A 17,732-nucleotide genomic window follows, 5' to 3' on the forward strand; every position below is an offset into this window, starting at 1 on the left:
GCCGCTTCCAGCGCGGCGTCGAGGGCCGCGCGGGCCGACGTCATCGCACGGCCGGCGCCGCCCTGTGCTGGCGGCGGCGCGGACGGTGCAGGCGCAGGTGCAGGCGCGGACGCATGCGCGCTCGCGGACGCCGCGGCCGCAGCGCCCGGTGCCGCGGGACGCGCGGCCTGCGCAGCCGGCGCAGCCGCCGCTGCGGCCGGACGCGCCGGTGCCGCCTGCGGCATCGCGCGCGCCAGCGCGGCCGGTGCCGGCGCGGCAGCCTGGTCGGCGCCACCCTGCCCCGGACGGAACGCCAGCATGCGCAGCAACGTCATCGTGAAGCCCGCGTACTCGTCGGGCGCGAGGCCAATCTCGTTCCGGCCGTGCACGGCGATCTGGTAGAACAGCTGCACTTCCTGCGGATCGAATTGCGTGGCCAGGCGCTGGATGTCGGCCAGTTCCGGCAAGTCGTCCGGCAGCGCGGCGGGCACCGTCTGCGCGAGCGCGATCCGGTGCAGCAAGGTGCCGAGGTCCTGCAGCGCGCCGTTGTACGACAGGCTGCGGCTGGCCATCTCGTCCGCGACGGCCATCAGGTCGGCGCCGTCCTCGTTCGCGAGCGCGTCGAGCAGGCGCACGAGGTACGACTGGTCGAGCGCGCCGAGCATGCCCTGCACGGCGTCGAGCGTGACGGCGCCGGCCGCGTAGGCGATGGCCTGGTCGGTCAGCGACAGCGCGTCGCGCATCGAGCCGTGCGCACCCTGCGCGAGCAGGCGCAGCGCGCCCTGCTCGAACGTCACGCCTTCCTGGCCGAGGATGTTTTCCAGGTGGCCCACGATGTGCCCGGGCGGCATCTGCTTCAGGTTGAACTGCAGGCAGCGCGACAGCACGGTCACGGGAATCTTTTGAGGGTCCGTCGTCGCGAGGATGAATTTCACGTGCTCGGGCGGCTCTTCCAGCGTCTTCAGCATGGCGTTGAACGCGTGGTTCGTCAGCATGTGCACCTCGTCGATCATATAGACCTTGAAGCGCGCATTCGACGGCGCGTAGACCGCCTGTTCCAGCAACTGGGCCATCTCGTCGACGCCGCGGTTCGACGCCGCGTCCATCTCGACGTAATCGACGAAGCGGCCAGCATCGATGGCGCGGCACGGCTCGCACTGGCCGCACGGCTCCGCCGTGATCGAGCCGTTGCCGTCCGGCCCGACGCAGTTGAGCGACTTGGCCAGGATGCGCGACAGCGTGGTCTTGCCCACCCCGCGCGTGCCGGTGAACAAATAGGCGTGGTGCAGCCGCCCGGTGCGCAACGCATGCGTCAGGGCACGGACCACGTGCTCCTGGCCGACCAGCGTTTCGAAGTTCCGGGGACGGTATTTGCGGGCGAGGACTTGATAGGACATACCGGGATTTTACCGTAGACCGGGATGGAAGCGGCAACATTAGACGCTCATCGGGAATTCACCTACACTGATGCTTTTCTTTCAATTCGGAAAAAATGAAAACATCCCTGCGCCTCCCGCTGGCCTGCCTGTCCCTGCTGCTCGCGCTGCCCCTGCACGCGGCCGAACGCGAATGGCTGCCGTACCGCAAACTGGTCGACATCATCAAGCTGGACAAGTTCGACGCCCTGCCCCCGGCCGAGCGCGACAAGGTGATCCTGTATGCGAAGCTCGTGCCCGTGAACAAGGCGATCTCGCCGCTGGATGCCGGTCTCGTCGTCGTGGACGGCACCAGCCGCACCCCGCTGCCGCTCGATGCGAACGGACGCGCGCGCATGACGCTCAATTCGCAATGGATGGCGCACGATGCGCAGATCTGGACGAGCCTGCCGAAGGGCGAAAAGATGCGCATGGGCTTCGACCTCGGCGCCGCGCTCCCCGAGACGCCGCAGTGGCGCTACGCCACCGTGATGGGCGCCATCCCGCAGACGAATGCCGCGATCGGCAAGGTCGCGGGCGCGCTGAGCATGTTCGTGCCGAAGATGAAGTCCGTGATCTTCAAGTTCGACAAGCCGGCCCAGCTGACCATCAAGGCAGCCAGTGGCGAGAAGCGCTACGCGAGCGATGCGAAGAACCACGTCAAGCTGAACGTCGACGACGACCTGCTCAAGGAGAATCCGCTGGTGGAATGGTCGGCGCGCCCGCTGGAGGCCGAGATCGACGACTGACGATAAGGTCGCCGCAAACGAAAACAGCTGCCGCGGCAGCTGTTGAAATCGTTAGTAGGCGAGCCTGATCTGCGGCACTTGCGGTGAACGGCTTTGGCTGCTTCGTTCCCGACCTGACCAGGTAAACCATGCCACAATGCGCAGGGGCCCGCCAGCTCGCATTATAACCGGTTACGGGCATGGCGGCAAACCGCGCTGCCCGGCGGCAGGCAGCGCAGCCGATGCCCCGCGCATATCTATATAGAGTACGTGCTGACGCAGGTCACAATCCGAGCTGCTGCCAGATGTCGTCCACGCGCGCCTTCACGTCCGGCGCCATCACGATGGGGGTGCCCCACTCGCGGCTCGTCTCGCCCGGCCATTTGTTCGTGGCATCGATACCCATCTTGCTGCCCAGGCCGCTGATCGGCGACGCGAAGTCGAGGTAGTCGATCGGCGTGTTGTCGACGAGGACCGTATCGCGCGTGGGGTCCACCCGCGTCGTGATGGCCCAGATCACTTCCTTCCAGTCGCGCACGTCGACGTCCTCGTCGACGACGACGATGAACTTGGTGTACATGAACTGGCGCAGGAAGCTCCACACGCCGAACATCACGCGCTTCGCGTGGCCGGCGTACTGCTTCTTCATCTGCACGACGGCCATGCGGTAGCTGCAGCCTTCCGGCGGCAGATAGAAATCCGTGATCTCGGTGAACTGCTTCTGCAGCAACGGAACGAACACTTCGTTCAGCGCGACGCCCAGCACGGCCGGTTCGTCGGGCGGCTTGCCCGTGTAGGTCGAGTGGTAGATCGGGTCGCGCCGCATCGTGATGCGGTCGATCGTGAAGACAGGGAACCAGTCCTGCTCATTGTAATAGCCCGTGTGGTCGCCGTATGGGCCTTCCAGCGCATGCTCGAAGCCGGACGGGTGGCTCTCGTCGGGATAGATATGCCCCTCCAGCACGATCTCGGCGGACGCGGGTACGCGCAGTTCGCTGCCGATGGCCTTCGTCAGCACCGTGCGCTGGCCCCGCAGCAGGCCCGCGAACTGGTATTCGGACAGCGTGTCCGGCACGGGCGTGACGGCGCCGAGGATCGTGGCCGGATCGGCGCCGAGCGCCACCGCGACCGGGTACGGCTTGCCGGGATTCGCGATGCAGTGCTCGCGGAAGTCGAGCGCGCCGCCGCGGTGCGCGAGCCAGCGCATGATGACCTTGTTCGGCCCCAGCACCTGCTGGCGGTAGATGCCGAGGTTCTGGCGCTTCTTGTTCGGTCCCTTCGTGATGACGAGGCCCCAGGTGATGAGAGGCGCAATGTCGCCCGGCCAGCAGTGCTGGATGGGCAGGCGGGCGAGGTCGACGTCCTGGCCTTCCCACACGATCTCCTGGCACGGGGCACCCTTCACTTCCTTCGGAGCCATGTCCCAGACGGCTTTTACCAGCGAGCCGAGATCCATGATGTCGCGGAATCCCTTCGGCGGCTCCGGCTCCTTCAGGCGCGCCAGCACGTGGCCGATCTTGCGCAATTCGCTGACGTCGTCCGCGCCCATGCCCAGCGCGACGCGGCGCGGCGTGCCGAACAGGTTGGCCAGCACGGGGATCGGATACGCCTTGCCGCCAGGGCCGACGGGGTTCTCGAACAGCAGCGCGGGGCCGCCGGCGCGCAGCACGCGGTCGCACACCTCCGTCATCTCGAGATTCGGTGAAATAGGCGCCGATACGCGCTTGAAGTCATCGATTTCTTGCAACTTCGCAATAAAATCCCGTAAATCAGAGTAGTTCATTGATTTTTTAATTCTTTTTTACATCTTTTGAGGAATGCTAACAATCGCCGGCAAGTGGTTGATTTGCCAAAGAATTGATGAGCGCGAGGGCAGATATTAGATCAAAAAGTAATAACGCACGATAGTGCTAGTATTGACTTGATATAAACCAGCTTCTACAATCCGCCTACAAATTGAGACGGGCCCGTCCAGCACGTGATTTTAGCCGGTCTCATTCTTTCACGGGGTCGGGGCCCCAGCGACATTTTAGGAGTGTTTTCACTGGGCGTCTGCCCAACCAACCCCGAGACAGTTGTTTAGCCACTGGGCGCCTCCATCGCAGCGCGGCCCAGCTGTAGCAAGCAATGACGGCGTTCCTCGACCGCAGGCAGCGGCGACGAACGGTTTTCTGATGCACGGCATGAGTACGCTCAAACGCTGCGCTTACGCGCTGCGCAGGGATGACTTTTTCCGCGACAAAGGAGAGACGATGATCCATCGATTCATCGGTACGAGCGCAAGGCTCGTCCAACAGATGGCCAGCCAGCCAGTCACGTGGTCTTCCGTGATCAAAGCGGCACGCGGCGTTCTGACCACCGCACAACATACCTTGACCGTTTTCGGTCTATCCGCAGTAGCAATGATTGCCCTGCTGTACAGCCGCCCCGAGTTCGCGAAACGGGTGTCGGATTTCCTGAGCCCGCACCAGAGCGCGCCGGCGCCGGTCGTCGCCAATGCTTCGGTCCAACTCGTTGCCGCGCATGCCGCGGACGCCGTCGAGACCGCCAACGCGGACAACAAGGCGTCCGAGCGCCCGTCGCGCCAGCAGAAGTACGTGACGGACTGGCTGTCGCGCCGCTACCGCGTGGCCGGCGACGCCGCCAACATGCTCGTCTCGACGGCTTACAGCACGGCGCACGAGATCAAGCTCGACCCGCTGCTGATCCTGGCCGTGATGGCCATCGAATCGGGCCTGAATCCGTTCGCGGAAAGCCCGGTGGGCGCGCAGGGCCTGATGCAGGTGATGTCGAAGGTCCACAGCGACAAGTTCCAGGAAGTCGGCGGCTCGCAAGCCGCACTGAACCCTGTGGCGAACATCCGTGTGGGCGCACTGATCCTGAAGGACTACGTGAACCGCACCGGATCCGTCGAAGGCGCACTGAAGAGCTACGTGGGCGCCGGCGCGGCCGAGGACGACTCCGGCTACGGCTCGAAGGTCCTGACCGAGTACAAGCGACTGAAACAGGTCGCCAGCGGCAAGAACGTCCCGATTTATTTCCCGCCGGCCCAGCCTGCGGTCCCGAGCACGACGCTGAAAACTGCCAGCGCGCAGCCGAAGACGGACACGACGTCCGTCGACACGGCGCAAGGCAGCAGCGCTCAGAGCGGCGAAACGGTCGCCGGCCTCTGACGTACCCTTCCTGGTCGAAAGCCACCGTTGGCGCAAGCTGCGGTGGCTTTCATTTTTTGCAGGTCCGCCGGTTGCCTGATTGTGGACGAACCATAGGCTCTGCCGCGAGCCAGCCTATGAAATGGGTCGGCTATTCGTAGAGTTTTCCCATGTAAAGGATCTGTGCAGCCCTTTTCCACGGATTAGTTGGCTTTTCATAGACCGCGAGCCCGTTGATCGACGCCTCACCCCAACTTGATGCCGCATCCAGATAGGCACCGATCGTACCGTTCTCCCATCCGTTGACGCCTGGGCCGTACGGGGAGCTAGGTTTCGCCCGCTCGCTTTCCTGTTCGTCTTCCCAGTCTTCCGCGAGAGCTCGCATAAACTGCAGGAACGACTACTCGTCAGCGACCGATTCAAGGATTGTTTCGAGATTCACAGTCATTGATGTGCAATTTGTCTCGGACCTGTATGGTCATCTGTTGTTATCCGTCCAGTCCCGTTCGATCATAAACGCGTTTGACGAATAATTCTGGGCGCTTCTTCTGCCATTCCTTGAGGGCCAGGATGGGCGTTTTTGCGTCGAGCGCACGCTGCGGAATGTGGTGGTTGTACAGCTTCAAATAGTTCATCAAGGTCGCTTCCAGGTCGGCACGGCTGTCGAAGCGGGCTTGCTGCAGCAAGTCGTTGATACGGCCGTTGAAGCGCTCGCCCATGCCATTCGTTTACGGATGGCGCGGCGGTGCCAGACGATGCTCGGCAGGCAGATCTGCGCAAGCGATGTCGAAGGCGTGCTTGCCACTGGGCTTCTTGTCCTTGGTGCTGAAACGGTCGGTGAATTGCGAGCCGTTGTCGGTCAGGATCTTGCTGATCTTGATGGGTGAAGCCAGTTTCAGACGACGCAGGAAATCGACGCTGCTTTTCTCCGTCATGTCGGCATAAATGTGCATGAAGACCCAGCGCGTGGCGCGGTCGATGGCGACGAACAGGTAGCGGCGCGAGGTTTCGTCCGGCATCTGCGGCAGGTACTTGATGTCGATGTGGATGAAGCCGGGCTCGTAGTCCTTGAATGTCTTTTTCGGCGTGATGGTCTCGCCTTCGGCCTTCGGGATCACGTCCGCCAGGCGCGACATGCCTTCGCGCTTGAGCAGGCGCGCGATGCCTGAGCGGGACACCTCGGGATTGATGTATTGCCGCGTGGAAAAGTCCTGATCGCGCGTTTTTACACAGGCTTGGCCGGTCTCGGCCGTTTAGCTCAGCATAGCAGGTTGCCGCCGAGGAAGAGTCACGGAATGCCACGACCATCAGGAGCCGCCCCGTCGAGGACGTTCATCTTGAACAATTCACCGATGAAGAGCGGTCGTATCGAATGCCCAATCGACTATTTGCTCAGGGCTCGGATCGTAGTCGCTCATCGGTTTGCCGCCACCCCAGGTGCCGCTACTGTGGTCGTAGTCGGCTGGCCAGAAAATGAGATTCGACGCACGAGGCCGCGGTACGTTGCAATCAAAGATAGCCATGTACGCCTCATGCAACCCGGCCTTGTCGGGTCTCATCGCACGCCGGACGATTTCAACTAGCTCTTCTCGGGTGACATCAGGCACGGGCTTAATACGTTGTTCGCGCAGCACCCTCCGCACGAAGTTCGCGTGCTCTTCGCTCTCGTACACCCCTTGAAAAAGGAGCATCGGAACGTCCGTGTCCGCGAGTTTGTTGAACTCAGCCCGCAACGTCTCGCTCGGGTTGCCGTCAAGGGCAGTCGCTAGCTCAGCGAGACGAGCAACTAATCGCTCGTCGACAGATGGAGGAGTCAGCTCTTGCCGTAGGTTCATGTTTACGATCCGAGAAGCCGACGTATGGAAGACCGCTTCTGGCCGATTGCTGCCGCACCTGGAGGGCGACAGCTGACCGAACTCGGCCGTTCGTTGTGTGACACTGCACGAAATGCGGAGCAAGTCACTCAGCCGGCCTTCAGCACACTCGCATTCGCAACGTCCATGCGTCCAATTCCAACAAGAGGGCGGCGCAGCGTGATCCTCAGTGCTGTGATTTCGTGTTGGCCCGACGTAAACGTCTGCGCCAACTTCACGGCAGCGCAACCGGCCGGGGTGCCGGGGCGCACGCCGGTCCAGGCGATGCTCCAGTTGCCTTGCGCGTCGCTGCTTTCTACCTTGTCGAGGTGTTCTAGGGCACTGGGATTCAGCGCGACGCGAAAGGCGTCTGTGCGGACAGCCTCATTGAACGTGAAGATCATGGACGCGGGGATGTTGGGTGCCGGGGCTGCCTGCGACGCGGAGATCCAGACACCTGGCGCGTCCGCAGCGTTGCCGAGCGTGCACTCGGGCGGCAGCGATACCAGAGTGGCTTGCAGCTCTGCGAGCCTCCGTGTGGCCATGTCGGCACAGCCTGACAACGCGGCGCAGGCGCCGCACAGGGCGAGAAGAAGGGATGGCATAGCTCGGACGCGTGGAACGGATCGGATCATGGAAACTCGCGGTGACAATGTGGGGCGTCAATGTAGCATTCCGAACGGGTCCAAAAATGCGCGGATTCTCACTTGGACTCAGCGCACCTGACCATCCGTTGAAGTAAAAATGCCCCAGCTTCTAAAGTAAACATGCTTCTTGTCGGTGGCAGGTTCGCGAGTGGCTGCTGCTAACTGAACGGCCGAGTTCGCGCGTTACGCAAGAAGTGGGAGATGTAACGCGTACTTACGTCTGAAACATGTTCTGCGTTGTTGCCGTCGGGATCGGGGCCTACCATAAAGCTACATTCAAACAGGAGATCGCCATGGAAACTTCGACTAACCGCCCTTCCTCGCGCTTGCATCCGCTGGTTGTTACCGCGGCCGCATCGGTGACCGTTGTGAGCTTGCTGGGCGCTGCTGCGATCACTGGACTGTATCCTTCGTCACATGGCAAAGCCATGCCGGCCGATACCACTCTGGCGACGACCGCCCAGGCTCCCGGTTATCTCGCGACCGGGCCTGCTCCGGTTGCGCAGCCCGCCGCATCGGTAACGCTTCAGGCAACGCCGACGCGTTTTCAAACGGCAGACGGGCGCGTGTTCGAAGAAGTGACGCCTAACGTGCCATACCCGAGCGCACCTCGCGTCGCCACGTATCCTGCTGAGCGACTGCAAGAACCGGCCCCGGTCGTGCACCACAAGGTGGTACATCACTACGCACCGACTGCATATCGTGAGCCTGCTTATCGTCAGGCAGCTTATGTCCAGGACCAGCCCTACTATGCTCAACATCCGGTCCGGACTTATGTCAACGATATGAATCCCGTAGGGACGGGAATCGGTGCCGTTGTCGGTGGCGTCCTGGGGCATCAGATTGGCGGTGGCAATGGGAGAAAGCTTGCCACCGTGGCCGGGGTGTTACTGGGAGGTTACGCCGGAAACGAAGTGGCACACAACAGGAATCCCCTGCCGTTCGGCAATCAGTAACACGAAGGTTGAAAGCAGGCTTTCCGCGCCACTTCACGCTGACTGAGACAACATCATGAGAATTTATACGAAAGCACACCGCTACGAGCTCTTTCGATACTCGTGAGCGGTGCAGTTCTCTTACATGTTTTACATCTTTGCTGTCCTCTACGATCTTCTGCTTAGCGTTTAGGGTGTGTTACCCCGATTTTGCTCAAGGACCTTGACCATGAAAGCCGCACCGCAACTCATTATTCTTAGCAGCCTTGCTGCGTTACTTGCCGGATGTGGCGGTGGTGGCGATACGAACGTAACCGTGGTTGCACCTAGTTCCCAATTTATCGTTTGGCCAGGGAATTCAGGTGGCACTCAGGTCATTGACGGGCTCGGCCATACCTTCGCGTTTTATTCCGACACTGGATGCCTCTATAACTCGCAGACCGGGCGAGAAAACTCAGCGTTCTGCCTTGTGTCGGGGAGCAACGTGGTCACGTACGGTCCGTTCCACGGGCAAGTCGAAAATATCGTGGCCTCGGATGGAACATGTCGGTCAGCCATTATCGATCAGATAACGGGGAATTTCATCGATATTGAAACCGACGTCTACGGCAGAGAGGTCGTTGCTACCACATCGCTATACCCTGCGTTCTGTGCACGGTAAACGTACGCGATCTCCGGCAGAACGTCTTGCGGTCGCGCTGCGCGAGCTGTGTACCATAGGGCGTACACGGCCTATTATTCCCTGTAACAGCTCGTTTTCTGCCCGCTTTCATGGTCGCCAGCTCACGTAACTGCAAATGCGCCCTCTTCGCAAGGCACCTTTTGCTGGGCAGACTTCCGGTTTCGCCCCGAAGCGGACTGTCGACCGGCCCGAATACCATCCCAAGCACTGTCAAAAAGCTGCAGCGAAATTTCGTTGAGTGTCCCGTACTTGGGCTTTGCTGCTTCCAGCGCATCCCATGGTCCTTCCGGAAGCACGCCAAACTCATCCGCTGGCTCGTCTTACGTGTACTTCAGCGCGTGTCCCACCGACGGAATTTCAATGTAGCGAGCGCAGTATCCATCTTCAGCAATCTCGAAGAAGGCGATGTACTCATTCAACCCTTCCGTATTTCCAGCAGAGCAGTACAGGTAATGCGTCACGTAGTGGCGTCCTGATAAGGTATTGTCGTTTGCTCGATACGTCGGCGTCTGGCCGAACCCGGCCGTTCGGCTCAGCGTAGCAGGTTGCCCAACCACAAAGTTCACAGACTGTCACGACCGGCCGCAACCGCCCCCAGCCTCAACGACTCTACGCACTCAAGTAACGGAGCGCCTGGGCAGGCGCCGCTGAATGCGTCGAAACCGGGCACCCAACGAAAAAGGCCGCGTTCCCACGCGGCCCCGCCCTGCGGGCCGACCGACCGGTCAGCCACTTCAATGCAACTTACCAGTTGATCGCGTCAACGTAGAGGGTCCCCGTCCACGCCCCACCGGTCGTCAGGTTCAGCCCGAGATGCTGCAGCGGCGTGACCGACGTCGACGGCACCGTCAGCGTGAACGTGTTCCAGGCGCCCGGCGTGAAGGTGCTCGTCGGGTTCGAGACCCAGTTCCAGTTGTAGTCCTGGAGATAGGGCTCGATGCTCGTGATCTGGCTGCCGGCCGGGATGTACACGTGGAACGTGATCGTCGCGCCGGACGGCACGACCGTGCCGCTCACGCTCACCGACGAGGTGCCCGCCGCCGCGCCGCCGAAATTCACGGCGAGCGACCGCAGCCCCGCGTAGTGCTGGGCGGTCGACGACGCGACGCCGCTGATCTGCGCGCCGCCGGGCGTCCACAGTTGCGGGTCGACTTCGAAATTGAACTTCGTCGGATCAGGATTGGTGCCGGGCGTGCTCGCACTGACCTCGGTCGAGAAGCCGGACGCCCCCGAGCTGTTCACGGCCACGATGCGGTAGTAATACGTTGTGCCGGGGTTCAGGCCCGTGTCCGTGAACGTCGTGCCCGTGAGGCCGGTGACGGATGGCGTGGCGGATTCGTTGCCGGAATTGCCGGTGCGGTACAGCTGGTAGCTGGTGGCGCCGCTGACGGCATTCCACGTCAGGGTGACCTGGCCCGTGCCGGCCGTGGCGGCGAGACCGGTGACCGCGACCGGTGCGCCGTTCGGCGGCGGCGGTGCGGCGCCGCCGGTCAGCAGGGTGACGAGGGGCTGATCGGTGATGGCGCCCGTGTCGTAGGTGAACGGGGCGTTCGGCGTGCTCCAGTAGAACGGGCTCATGCCGTGGGCGCGCGCGGAATCGGCGGAGAACTTGTTCCAGTACAGGCGGGACGCGTTGTTCCACGTCTGCGAGGCGCCCGTCAGGCCCGGCGTCGTGTAGGCCCCGAATTCGCCGATCATCACGGGCACGCCCTTGCTGACGAACTGGTCCTGCAACTGCTGCATGGCGGCGTCGATGGCCCCCTCCTCGCCCCACGTCGCGTTACGGGTCGGATCGCCGGAGTAATGGTAGGCCGCGCCCCAGTAGTACATCGCGTTACCCCACGACTGGTCCGTGTGGATGATCGTGAACAGCGACGGCGTGTAGTTATGGAATTCCATCATCAGGCGGCCCGGCGTCGGGTCGGACGGCAGCGCCTTGACCCACGACGCGTCGCCCTGCATCGGCAGCACGAGCCAGCGGTTGGTGTTCGCCCCGCCGACGCCACGCACGGCGTTGACGAAGGTCTGGTAGTACGCCAGCACCGCCGCCGTCTGCGACGGCCTGCTGATGTTCGGCTCGTTCGCGGCCGCGAACAGCAGGTGATTGTCGTAGCCGGCGAACGCGGTCGCGATCTGCGTCCACATAGTGCGCATCTTGGCGTCGAGGGCGGGATCGACCGTGTCGCCGATATTGTTTTCGAACCAGCCGTTGTCCCAGTGATCGTTGATGACGACGTACATGCCGGCCGCGATGCTGTAGTCGACGGCCTGCTTCACCTTCGCCAGATAGGTCGGGTCGATCTTGCCGGTGGTCTGGTCCGTGTTCGTGTTCCAGGCGCACGGGATGCGCACGGCGTTGAAGCCGGCGTTGGCGGCGGACGTGAGCACGGCCTGGCTCGGGTACGAATAACCCCAGACGGCTTCCAGCGAATTGCCCAGGTTGAAGCCGCGCGTGGGCATCGGCAGCGCCGTCGTGATCGGCGCCGGGTTCGTGGCCTGCACGTTCACGGAACTGGCATACAAGGTCGAGCCGCCCGTCTTGTCCCTGACCGTGACGGCCTTCATGCCGGCCGTGCCGCCCGGCGTGCACCGGTAGTGCGCTTCCGTGCTGCCGGTCGACAGCGTCGTCATGCCGGTGCAATCCGTCACGTCCAGGGCAAGGGTGCTGGGCAATCTGCTGCCCAGCACCTTGAAATACGCGACCTGGCCCACGTGCAGCGTGGACAGTGTCGTGAAGGTCGAGTCGGTCGAGTTGACGGCACTGACGGCGGCCGTCGAGGCGCGGCCCGTCGCAGCCAGCAGCCGGGGCGATTGCCCGCCGGCGCCCCCGTCGGAATCACTGGCGCCGCACCCCGCAAGCAGGACGGCGGCTGCCACAGCAGCGAGAACGAAATGATGTTTCATACGTCACCACCTCCAAGATTGTTATTGGATGAGTGATCATCATTGCAGGCGAAATGTGAAATTCCATTACGTTTTTGCGTAACGCCGAACCAAAATTCGCCAGAGCGGAATGGCAGGCGGACACAAACAAAAGGCCGCCACGGTTTCCCGTGACGGCCTTTGCGCTTGCGCAAAAAAGCGATCAGCGCTTCGCGTCCGCGCCCACCTCGTCCGGGCGCATCTTGCCCGCCAGGCGGTCGAGCACGCCGTTCACGTACTTGTGGCCGTCGATGCCGCCGAACGACTTGGTCAGTTCCACGGCTTCGTTGATCACGACGCGGTACGGGATCTCGATCTGGTTCTTCAGCTCGAACGCACCGAGCAGCAGCACGGCATGCTCGATGGGCGACAGTTCCGCGATCGGGCGGTCGACCGTCGGCGCGATCACCTCGCGCAGGTCGACGGATTGGGCGATCGTGCCGTTCAGCAGCGTGGCGAAGTATTCGCTGTCGGCCTTGTCGAAGCCGTGCGCGCCGCGGATGTTCGCGACGATCGTGGAGGCCGGCTCATTGTTCAGCAGCCATTGATACAGCCCCTGGAGCGCGAACTCGCGCGCGCGGTGGCGCGGCGTGCGGTTCTTGTTGGGGTTGGCGTGCGAGGTATTGTCAGTCATGGTTGTACTCGGGTTACTTTACTCTTCTTCAGCCTGCAGCTCTTCCAGGCCCAGCAGCAGGTTGGCCATTTCGACCGCGACGCGCGCCGCGTCCGTGCCCTTCTCGGCCATGCGGACTTCGGCCTGCTCGTCGGTCTCGGTCGTCAGCACGGCGTTCGCGATCGGCATGCCGTAGTCGAGGCCGATGCGCGTGATGCCGGCGCCCGACTCGTTCGACACGAGTTCGAAGTGGTAGGTTTCGCCGCGGATGACGGCGCCCAGCGCGATCAGGGCGTCGAACTGCTGCGTCTCGGCCATCTTCTGCAGGGCCAGCGGGATTTCCAGCGCGCCGGGAACGGTCACGTGCAGGATGTCTTCGTCCGCCACGCCGAGGTGCTTCAGCTCGGCCAAGCAGGCGGACAGCAGGCCGTGACCCACGTCGGCATTGAAACGTGCCTGCACGATACCGATGCGCAGGCCCTCGCCCGCCAGATTGCTTTCAAAAGTTCCTACCGTCATGGCTATGCCTTTTCTTGATTTCGTTAATGAATGGGTCAATGGTACCGCGTTGGCGCTGGGCTGCGTACCGTATCACGCCGGGATGTCGCAGCCGGGCTTCGCCAGGTAGCCCGTGACCTCGAGGTCGAAGCCCGTCATCGACGGCATCTTGCGCGGGTTGGCCAGCAGCTTCATCTTGCGCACGCCCAGCTGGCGCAGGATCTGCGCGCCGATGCCGTACGTGCGCAGGTCCAGGTTCGCGGCGCGGCCGACGGGGCGCGTTGGCTTGTCCTCGAACTGCGCGAACAGCTCGCCGGCCGTCTCCGCACAGTCGAGCAGGACGATGACGCCCGCCTCGGCCTGCTGCACGGCCTGCATCGCCGCGGCCAGGTTCCACGAGTGCGACGTCGAGGCGCTGTCCAGCACGTCGATGATGGAGACGGGCTGGTGCACGCGCACGAGCGTCTCGCGGTCTTCCTGCGGCGTGCCGCGCACGAGCGCCAGGTGCGCGGAGCCGCTCGGCTTGTCGCGGAAGGCGACGAGCTTGAACTCGCCGTGCATGGTACCGATCGAACGCTCCGCCACGCGCTCGACGAGGGTCTCGTGCTGGCTGCGGTAATGGATCAGGTCGGCGATGGTGCCAATCTTGAGGTTGTGTTCCTGCGCGAATTCCAGCAGGTCCGGCAGGCGCGCCATCGTGCCGTCTTCCTTGATGATCTCGCAGATGACGGATGCCGGGGTCAGGCCCGCCATCTCCGTCAGGTCGCAGCCGGCTTCCGTATGGCCCGCGCGCATCAGCACGCCGCCCTTCACGGCACGCAGCGGGAAGATGTGGCCCGGCTGCACGAGGTCTTCCGGTTTCGCGTCCTTCGCGACGGCCACCTGGATCGTGCGGGCGCGGTCGGCCGCCGAGATACCGGTCGTGACGCCTTCGGCCGCCTCGATCGAGACGGTGAAGTTGGTGCCGAACGACGTGCCGTTGCGGGTCGTCATCATCGGCAGTTCGAGGCGGTCGCAGATCTCCTCGGACAACGTGAGGCACACGAGGCCGCGCGCATGGCGGATCATGAAATTGATGGCCTCGGGCGTGACGTGCTCGGCGGCAAGGACCAGGTCGCCTTCGTTCTCGCGGTCTTCCTCGTCGACCAAAATGACCATGCGCCCGGCGCGCAGTTCGTCAACGATTTCCTGGGTGGTGGAGATGGGCATGTGGATTCCTCGGGATTACGGACCGGCTGTTGCGGAAATCCGCTATTTTAAAGGATTTGCCGGTCCTCGACCGTATCGCCGCCGGGCCGCCGCCGCGTCTAGAGTCCCGCTACCACTCTTGTCCCGTTGTTTCGTTGCATAATGACAACGAGACACATTGCCGGTCCCGTACCTGTCGGGCAAGGTAGAATGATTTTTTCTGTGCAGAGGACTTCGTCGCATGCTCATCCGTATTGCCCGCATCTCGTTCCTCGTCGCCGCCCTCGTCGTGCACGGCCTGGCACCGGGCGCATCCCCGAAGCTGGACGATCCGCTGCCGGTCGGAGCACAGGTCAAGGTCGGCAAGCTCGACAATGGCCTGACGTACTACATCCAGCGCAACCGCATGCCCGAGCACAAGCTGGAACTGCGCCTCGTCGTGAAGGCCGGCTCGATCCTCGAGGACGACGACCAGCAGGGCCTCGCCCACTTCACGGAACACATGGCGTTCAACGGCTCGCGCCATTTCAAGAAGCACGAGCTGGTGTCGTACCTGCAGTCGATCGGCGTGAAGTTCGGCGCCGACCTGAACGCGTACACGTCGTTCGACGAGACCGTCTACATCCTGCCCGTTCCGTCCGACCGCAAGGACGACGTCGACAAGGCCTTCCTCGTGCTGGAAGACTGGGCCCATGGCCTCACGCTGACCGACGCCGACATCGACAAGGAACGCGACATCATCCTCGAGGAAGCGCGCCTCGGCAAAGGCGCCGGCGACCGCATCCAGAAAGTCCTGATGCCGAAGATGTACAACGGGTCGCGCTACGCCAACCGCATCCCGATCGGCAAGGAAGACATCGTCCGCAGTTTCAAGCCCGACACCTTGCGCCGCTTCTACAAGGACTGGTACCGCCCGGACCTGATGGCCGTCGTCGCCGTGGGCGACATCGACCCGGCAAAGGCCGAGCAACTGATCCGCCGCCATTTCTCCGGTCTCAAGAACCCGGCGCACGAGCGCCCGCGCGAGTACGCGCAGATCCCCGCCCGCGCGGACAACGAAGCGCTCGTCGTCACCGACAAGGAAGCGGGCCCCGCGTCGATCCTGATCCGCTATCCGGTGCGGCCGTTCCACGAGCGCGAGACCTTGCGCGGCTACCGCGAGCAACTGGTGGAAGCGCTGTTCGCCGGCATGCTGAACCAGCGCTTGCAGGAATTGTCGCAGCTGCCGGCGCCGCCATTCATCGGCGCCAGCAGCGCCCTGTCGCGCCTGACGCCGCGCTACCGCTCGTACAATGCGATGGCCGCGCTCGGCATGAGCGGCGCCACCGTCGCCATCGACGCGCTCGTCCAGGAAAACGAGCGGGCGCGCCGCTTCGGCTTCACGGCGGCCGAGCTCGACCGCATGAAGAAGACGATGATGCGCACGTACGAGCGCGCATGGAACGAACGCGACAAGACCGATTCCGCCGTCCACGCGTCGGAGTTGATGCGCAACTTCCTCGAAGGCGAGTCGATCCCCGGCATCGATGCGGAATACCGCTACGTGAAGAACATGGTGCCGGGCATCACGCTCGCCGAAATCAATGCGTATGCGGCCAAGACGATTCCCGCCGACTCCGGCAAGCTCGTGATCTACACGGGCTCTACCAAGCCCGAGGGCGACGCGACGATCCCCACCGGCGACCAGCTGCTGGCGGCCGTGACGGCGGCCGAAAAACGCGACGTGCAGGCACACGACGAAAAAGCCGTGGCCGCGCACCTGATGGACCATCCGCCGGCGCCCGGCAAGATCGTCGACGAGAACCGCGACGAGGCGCTGGGCCTGACGCGGCTCACGCTGTCGAACGGCGTCAAGGTGATCCTGAAACCGACCACGTTCCGCAACGACCAGGTGTTGATGAGCGCCGCCCGCTTCGGCGGCCAGAGCCTGTTCGACGACAAGGACATGTTCAACGCCCGCTACGCCGACACCATCGTCGCAGCGATGGGCCTGAAGGACTTCTCGCCGCTCGACATGCGCAAGATCCTGGCCGGCAAGGCCGCTTCGGTGAGCGCGGGCCTCGGCAACAACACGGACGTCGTCGCGGGCACGGCCGGCGCCACCGACGTCGAGACGATGCTGCAGATGGTGTGGCTGAAGTTCGCCGGCGTGCGGCGCGACGAGGACCTGTATAAATCGTTCATCGGCAAGCAGATGGAGCTGGCGCGCAACCGCCTGTCGCAGCCGGGCGCGCTGTTCGGCGACACGGTGCTGGCGACCTTGTACAACAACAACCCGCGCGCGCCGCGCGCGCTGCGCCCCGAGGACATCCCGAAGATCGACCTCGACCGCGCGATCGACATCTACCGCCAGCGCTTTTCCAGCGCCAAGGGCCTGACGTTCATCTTCGTCGGCAGCTTCGACGTGGCCGCGATCAAGCCCCTCGTCACGACGTACCTCGGCAGCCTGCCGACGCCGGACATCCCGACGACCTACCGCGACCTCGGCATCCGCCCCGTCGCCGGCGTCGTCAAGCGCGAAGTGAACAGCGGCTCGGAAGACCGCAGTACCGTGTCGCTGACGTTCACGGGCCCGACCGACGTCACTGAGCTGGAAGAACTGCGCCTGTCCGCGCTGACGGAGGTGATGAACATCCGCATCATCGACGTATTGCGCGAAAAGCTGGGCCTGATCTACGGCGGCGGCATGGAAGGCTCGATGACGCGCATCCCGTACAGCCACTACACGATCGGCGTCACGTTGCCAACCGGTCCGGACAACGTCGACAAGGTCTTGAACGCCACGTTCGCCGAAATCGAGCGCATGCGCACGCAAGGCCCCACGCAGGCCGACCTGGACAAGGTCAAGACGAACTGGCTGCAAACCTACCGCAAATCGCTGCAGGAAAACACGTACTGGCTGGCCGCGCTGCAGACGTCACTGACGGAAGGCACGGACCCGGGCACCATCCTCACGTTCGACAAGGAAGTGCAGAACCTGACCGTCGACGACGTGAAGCGGGCGGCGCAGCGGTTCCTCAACACGGAGAATTATGTGCAGGTCGTGTTGAATCCGGAGACCAAGGCCGCGGCGGCGCAGGCCAAGAACGACACGGACACGAAGTCTAATAAATCGTAGGG

14 protein-coding genes, 1 other RNA gene and 1 pseudogene are annotated in these 17,732 nt (G+C 63.2%); 5 read left to right on the forward strand and 11 right to left on the reverse strand.

The window, feature by feature from the left end; genetic code table 11:
• Positions 1-1,376 (reverse strand): DNA polymerase III subunit gamma/tau (gene dnaX / locus HAV22_RS29570; RefSeq protein WP_166865042.1); only part of this gene is annotated, 1,376 nt, incomplete at its 3' end.
• Positions 1,377-1,471: 95 nt separating this feature from the next.
• Here dnaX and HAV22_RS29575 point away from each other — a divergent pair.
• Complete coding sequence (locus HAV22_RS29575; RefSeq protein WP_166865045.1) at positions 1,472-2,143, forward strand: hypothetical protein; 672 nt, start codon at positions 1,472-1,474, stop codon at positions 2,141-2,143.
• Between the two features lie 54 nt (positions 2,144-2,197).
• Here HAV22_RS29575 and ffs read toward each other — a convergent pair.
• An RNA gene (ffs, locus tag HAV22_RS29580) (signal recognition particle sRNA small type) lies at positions 2,198-2,296 on the reverse strand.
• 109 nt (positions 2,297-2,405) lie between these two features.
• The gene (gene ubiD / locus HAV22_RS29585; RefSeq protein ID WP_166865047.1) at positions 2,406-3,905 is read right to left on the reverse strand and encodes a 4-hydroxy-3-polyprenylbenzoate decarboxylase; all 1,500 of its coding nucleotides are present in this window, start codon (positions 3,903-3,905) and stop codon (positions 2,406-2,408) included.
• 619 nt (positions 3,906-4,524) lie between these two features.
• Between ubiD and HAV22_RS29590 the strand changes: the two genes are divergently transcribed.
• Positions 4,525-5,295 (forward strand): transglycosylase SLT domain-containing protein, encoded by a 771-nt coding sequence (locus HAV22_RS29590; protein WP_229421503.1) that lies wholly within the window; start codon positions 4,525-4,527, stop codon positions 5,293-5,295.
• 130 nt (positions 5,296-5,425) lie between these two features.
• On the opposite strand, the gene HAV22_RS31930 is transcribed toward HAV22_RS29590, so the two are convergent.
• The 4 genes and pseudogenes from HAV22_RS31930 to HAV22_RS29605 form a co-directional block, all read right to left on the reverse strand.
• Complete coding sequence (locus HAV22_RS31930; protein ID WP_443098495.1) at positions 5,426-5,659, reverse strand: DUF7660 family protein; 234 nt, start codon at positions 5,657-5,659, stop codon at positions 5,426-5,428.
• A 103-nt stretch (positions 5,660-5,762) separates the two neighbouring features.
• Positions 5,763-6,476, reverse strand: a pseudogene (locus HAV22_RS29595) (integrase core domain-containing protein); the annotation flags it as partial.
• A 144-nt stretch (positions 6,477-6,620) separates the two neighbouring features.
• On the reverse strand, positions 6,621-7,109 hold the full coding sequence (locus HAV22_RS29600) for a bacteriocin immunity protein (protein ID WP_166865052.1): 489 nt from the start codon (positions 7,107-7,109) through the stop codon (positions 6,621-6,623).
• A 128-nt stretch (positions 7,110-7,237) separates the two neighbouring features.
• Positions 7,238-7,732 (reverse strand): hypothetical protein, encoded by a 495-nt coding sequence (locus tag HAV22_RS29605; protein WP_166865055.1) that lies wholly within the window; start codon positions 7,730-7,732, stop codon positions 7,238-7,240.
• A gap of 335 nt (positions 7,733-8,067) precedes the next feature.
• Here HAV22_RS29605 and HAV22_RS29610 point away from each other — a divergent pair, with 335 nt between their 5' ends.
• Positions 8,068-8,730 carry a glycine zipper 2TM domain-containing protein gene (locus HAV22_RS29610; protein WP_166865057.1) on the forward strand — a complete coding sequence of 221 codons (663 nt, stop codon included), beginning with the start codon at positions 8,068-8,070 and terminating at the stop codon, positions 8,728-8,730.
• 208 nt (positions 8,731-8,938) lie between these two features.
• A complete protein-coding gene (locus tag HAV22_RS29615) occupies positions 8,939-9,370 on the forward strand; it encodes a hypothetical protein (RefSeq protein ID WP_166865059.1) in 432 nt (143 codons plus the stop codon).
• 765 nt (positions 9,371-10,135) lie between these two features.
• On the opposite strand, the gene HAV22_RS29620 is transcribed toward HAV22_RS29615, so the two are convergent.
• The 4 genes from HAV22_RS29620 to ribBA all read right to left on the reverse strand — a co-directional run bounded on the left by HAV22_RS29620 (position 10,136) and on the right by ribBA (position 14,633).
• Positions 10,136-12,295, reverse strand: coding sequence for a glycoside hydrolase family 5 protein (locus HAV22_RS29620; protein WP_166865061.1), 2,160 nt, complete (start codon positions 12,293-12,295; stop codon positions 10,136-10,138).
• A 181-nt stretch (positions 12,296-12,476) separates the two neighbouring features.
• Positions 12,477-12,947 (reverse strand): transcription antitermination factor NusB, encoded by a 471-nt coding sequence (nusB, locus tag HAV22_RS29625; protein WP_166865063.1) that lies wholly within the window; start codon positions 12,945-12,947, stop codon positions 12,477-12,479.
• An 18-nt stretch (positions 12,948-12,965) separates the two neighbouring features.
• Positions 12,966-13,445, reverse strand: a complete 480-nt coding sequence (gene ribH / locus HAV22_RS29630; protein WP_166865066.1) for a 6,7-dimethyl-8-ribityllumazine synthase — start codon at positions 13,443-13,445, stop codon at positions 12,966-12,968.
• Between the two features lie 72 nt (positions 13,446-13,517).
• Positions 13,518-14,633, reverse strand: a complete 1,116-nt coding sequence (gene ribBA / locus HAV22_RS29635; RefSeq protein WP_166865069.1) for a bifunctional 3,4-dihydroxy-2-butanone-4-phosphate synthase/GTP cyclohydrolase II — start codon at positions 14,631-14,633, stop codon at positions 13,518-13,520.
• Positions 14,634-14,853: 220 nt separating this feature from the next.
• Here ribBA and HAV22_RS29640 point away from each other — a divergent pair, with 220 nt between their 5' ends.
• Positions 14,854-17,730, forward strand: coding sequence for a M16 family metallopeptidase (locus HAV22_RS29640; protein WP_166865072.1), 2,877 nt, complete (start codon positions 14,854-14,856; stop codon positions 17,728-17,730).
• The last annotated feature ends 2 nt before the right edge of the window (positions 17,731-17,732 follow it).

The sequence above is a fragment of the Telluria antibiotica genome, assembly GCF_011682055.1.
GTDB classification, from domain to species: domain Bacteria; phylum Pseudomonadota; class Gammaproteobacteria; order Burkholderiales; family Burkholderiaceae_D; genus Telluria; species Telluria antibiotica.